Origin of the sequence: Hyphomonas sp. (assembly GCF_037969335.1) — a bacterium.
Lineage (GTDB): Bacteria > Pseudomonadota > Alphaproteobacteria > Caulobacterales > Hyphomonadaceae > Hyphomonas.
The window spans coordinates 1-3,668 of the sequence record NZ_JBBKXE010000066.1 but is presented as its reverse complement, the minus strand read 5'-3'; the positions used below and the strand labels follow the sequence as shown (position 1 = coordinate 3,668).

At 59.4% G+C, this 3,668-nt stretch carries 5 protein-coding genes; all 5 read left to right on the top strand.

What is annotated here, in order from left to right:
• Positions 1-1,423: preprotein translocase subunit SecY (gene secY, locus AADA04_RS05320; RefSeq protein WP_340692208.1), on the top strand; the 1,423-nt coding region annotated here is incomplete at its 5' end.
• The gene (locus tag AADA04_RS05315; RefSeq protein ID WP_340692207.1) at positions 1,420-1,989 is read left to right on the top strand and encodes an adenylate kinase; all 570 of its coding nucleotides are present in this window, start codon (positions 1,420-1,422) and stop codon (positions 1,987-1,989) included. The genes secY and AADA04_RS05315, both read left to right, overlap by 4 nt.
• 146 nt (positions 1,990-2,135) lie before the next feature.
• A complete protein-coding gene (gene rpsM, locus AADA04_RS05310) occupies positions 2,136-2,504 on the top strand; it encodes a 30S ribosomal protein S13 (protein WP_340692206.1) in 369 nt (122 codons plus the stop codon).
• 12 nt (positions 2,505-2,516) lie between these two features.
• Entirely contained in the window at positions 2,517-2,909 is a 393-nt protein-coding gene (gene rpsK, locus AADA04_RS05305; protein ID WP_340692205.1) for a 30S ribosomal protein S11, read from the top strand.
• Between the two features lie 58 nt (positions 2,910-2,967).
• On the top strand, positions 2,968-3,668 hold a 701-nt coding region (locus AADA04_RS05300), incomplete at its 3' end, for a DNA-directed RNA polymerase subunit alpha (RefSeq protein WP_340692204.1).

Sequence of the window (3,668 nt, the reverse complement as noted above, 5' to 3'; positions counted from 1 at the left end):
TTCGACACCCCTTCACAAACACTGTTTCGCCGCCGATTTTGGCGGCGAACGCTTTTTCAGGGAGGCTGAACGGCCGATGGCGAATGCTGCAGAACAAATGGCTCGCAACGTCAATTTTGCGAGCTTCGGGAAAGCCAAGGACCTCCAGAGCCGGATCCTGTTCACGCTGGCGATTCTCGTCCTGTACCGGCTAGGCACGTTCATCCCGATTCCCGGCCTCGACCCATCGCAATACGCGAGCCTGTTCGCCAGCCAGTCCAGCGGCATTCTCGGATCGATGAACCTGTTTGCCGGCGGCGCCGTCGAGCGGATGGGCGTCTTCGCCCTGAACGTGATGCCTTACATCACCGCGTCGATCATCATCCAGATGATGACGTCTGCGTCGCCTACGCTTGAAAAACTCAAGAAAGAGGGCGAATCGGGCCGTAAGCAGATCAACCAGTACACCCGCTACCTGACGCTCGCGTTCGCGCTGGTTCAGTCCTTCGCCATTGCAGGCGGCCTGTCGGCCGTCCGCATCGAGGGCATCGCGCCCTGGTTCTTCATCCTGACCGGCGTCGTGACGCTGACCGGCGGCACCATGCTGCTGATGTGGATGGGTGAGCAGATCACCGCACGTGGCATCGGCAACGGCATCTCGCTGATCATCTTCGCGGGCATCGTGGCCGAGCTGCCGCGCGCGATCTTCAACCTGATCACGCAAGCGCGTACTACATCGGTGAACATCGTCTTCGTGATTGCCATCGCAGCCATGGTCATCGCCCTGGTCATGTTCATCGTGTTCATGGAGCGCTCGCAGCGGCGATTGCTGATCCAGTATCCCAAGCGCCAGCAGTCGCAAGGCTTCGCGCAAGGCCAGCGCAGCTTCCTGCCGCTCAAGATCAACACGTCGGGCGTTATTCCACCGATCTTCGCTTCGGCCCTGCTGATGCTGCCGATGACGGCGATCGGTTTCCTCGGTGGCAACGCGGTGGACGGCGGCGGCAGCGGTATTCTGGGCGTTCTGGCGACTCACTTCTCGCCGGGCTCGTGGACCTACATCATCACGCAGGCCGTCCTGATTGCCTTCTTCTGCTTCTTCTACACGTCGATCATGTTCAATCCGGAAGAGACGGCAGACAATTTGCGCAAGTATGGCGGGTTCATTCCCGGCATCCGTCCGGGGTCCAACACAGCGGCCTATATAGACTATGTCCTAACGCGCCTGACCACGATCGGTGCCCTCTACCTGGTCTTCGTCTGTATCCTTCCCGAGCTCCTGCGCCGCTATTTCCCCGAGATCCCGTTTTATATAGGTGGGACATCTCTACTCATTGTGGTTTCTGTAACAATGGATACGGTCACGCAGATTCAGTCGCATTTGATCGCGCACCAGTATGAAGGCATGATCAAGAAGTCGAAGCTCGGGGGCCGTAAGAAATGAATTTGATACTATTCGGGCCGCCCGCGGCCGGAAAGGGTACACAAGCCAAACGTCTCGTGGAGGAGCGCGGATTCGTCCAGCTTTCCACCGGCGACATGTTGCGCGCTGCGCGCGCCTCAGGCTCTGAGCTCGGCGAGCGCGTTGCCCAGATCATGGACGAGGGCGGCCTCGTGTCGGATGAGATCGTGATTGCCCTGATCGACGAGCAGCTGGAAGTGCAGGCCGGTGCGCCGGGCTTCATCTTCGATGGTTTTCCACGCACGGTCGGCCAGGCCGAGGCACTGGATGCTTTGCTGGAATCGCGCGGCAGTGCCGTGGATCTCGTGATCCGCATGCTGGTCGACGATGACAAGCTGCTGAGCCGTGTGACCAAGCGGTTCGAGGAGCAGGGCCGGAAGGACGACAATCCGGAAACCTTCTCGCGCCGGCTCGAAAAATACTATGAAGATACAGCGCCCTTGCTGCCGATCTATGCCGAACGCGGCGTACTGGTCGAAATCGACGGAATGGGTGAAATCGACACGGTCGCGTCCGAAATTGACACGGCCCTGAAACAGACCGCCTAAAGCTGGGATTCCGCTGTTGACGCGGAAAATTGCAGGGGTATAAGCCTCTTCTCTTAGCTTAAGGCTTAATCGCCAGTGCGCGACGGGGCGGGATCCGCCCCCTTGCGCTCTTTATGTTTGAAACAGTCGCTTCAGGAGTAACGGCTTTGGCCCGTATTGCAGGCGTTAACATCCCGACCAATAAGCGCGTAGAAATCGCGCTGCGTTATATTCACGGTATTGGTCCGGCGATGGCACGCGAAATTATTGAAAAAGTGGGCATTGATCCTACTCGCCGCGTCGCTGAACTGTCGGACGCTGAAGTCATTGGCATTCGTGAAGCGATTGATGGCGGCTACATGGTCGAAGGCGACCTTCGCCGCGACACGTCGATGAACATCAAGCGCCTTATGGACCTGGGTTGCTATCGCGGCCTGCGCCATCGTCGCAAGCTGCCTGTCCGCGGCCAGCGCACCCACACCAATGCCCGTACCCGCAAGGGCCCGGCCAAGCCGATCGCCGGCAAGAAGAAATAGGATCAGACCGACATGGCCCGCGATACAACCACACGAGTCCGCCGCAGAGAGCGCAAGAACATTACCACTGGTATCGTTCATGTGAACTCGAGCTTCAACAACACGATGGTCACGATCACCGACGCACAGGGAAACGCGATTTCCTGGTCGTCTTCGGGTGTCGTGGGCTTCAAAGGGTCGCGCAAGTCGACGCCTTATGCTGCGCAGATGGCTGCTGAAGACGCTGCGAAGAAAGCCCAGGAGCACGGCCTCCAGACGGTTGAAGTGAATGTGCGTGGACCGGGTTCAGGTCGTGAGAGCGCGCTGCGTGCGCTTCAGGCTGTTGGTCTGACGGTGACGTCGATCAATGACACGACGCCGATCCCACACAATGGATGCCGCCCGCCGAAACGCCGCCGCGTCTAATTAAACCATTTCCTGCGGCGCACTTTGCGCCGCTTGCCGCTTTCAAGGAAAGTCGCCCATGGCTGACAAAGAACTTATCTCCGTCAACGACCGCAACTGGAAAGAGCTGATCCGCCCGAACCGTCCTGTGGTTCAGGCTGGATATGACACCAAGCGGAAAGCAAAGCTGGTCATCGAGCCGCTTGAGCGCGGCTACGGCACGACGCTCGGCAACGCGCTGCGCCGCGTGCTCCTGTCGTCGCTTCAGGGCGCCGCCATCATTGGCGTGCAGATCGACGGCGTTGTTCACGAGTTCTCTGCGATCCCGGGTGTCCGCGAAGACGTTACCACGATCGTGCTGAACCTGAAGCAGGTCGCCATCTTCATGGAATCCGATACGCCCAAGCGCATGGTGCTGAAGGCGAAAGGTCCGGGCGAAGTCAAAGCCGGCCAGATCGAAACGCCAGCTGACAGCAAGGTGCTGAACCCTGACCTCGTCATCTGTACGCTCGACGAGGGCGCGGAAGTCCGCATGGAATTCACTGTCGCCACCGGCAAGGGCTATGTGCCTGCCGATGCGCACCGTCCCGAAGATGCCCCGATCGGCTACATTCCGATTGACGCGATCTACAGCCCTGTCCGCCGCGTTGCGTACCTGGTCGAAGACACGCGCGAAGGCACCGTGCTGGACTATGACAAGCTGACGCTCGACATCGACACAGATGGTTCTGTCACGCCGGAAGATGCTGTCGCCTATGCGGCCCGCATACTTCAGGACCA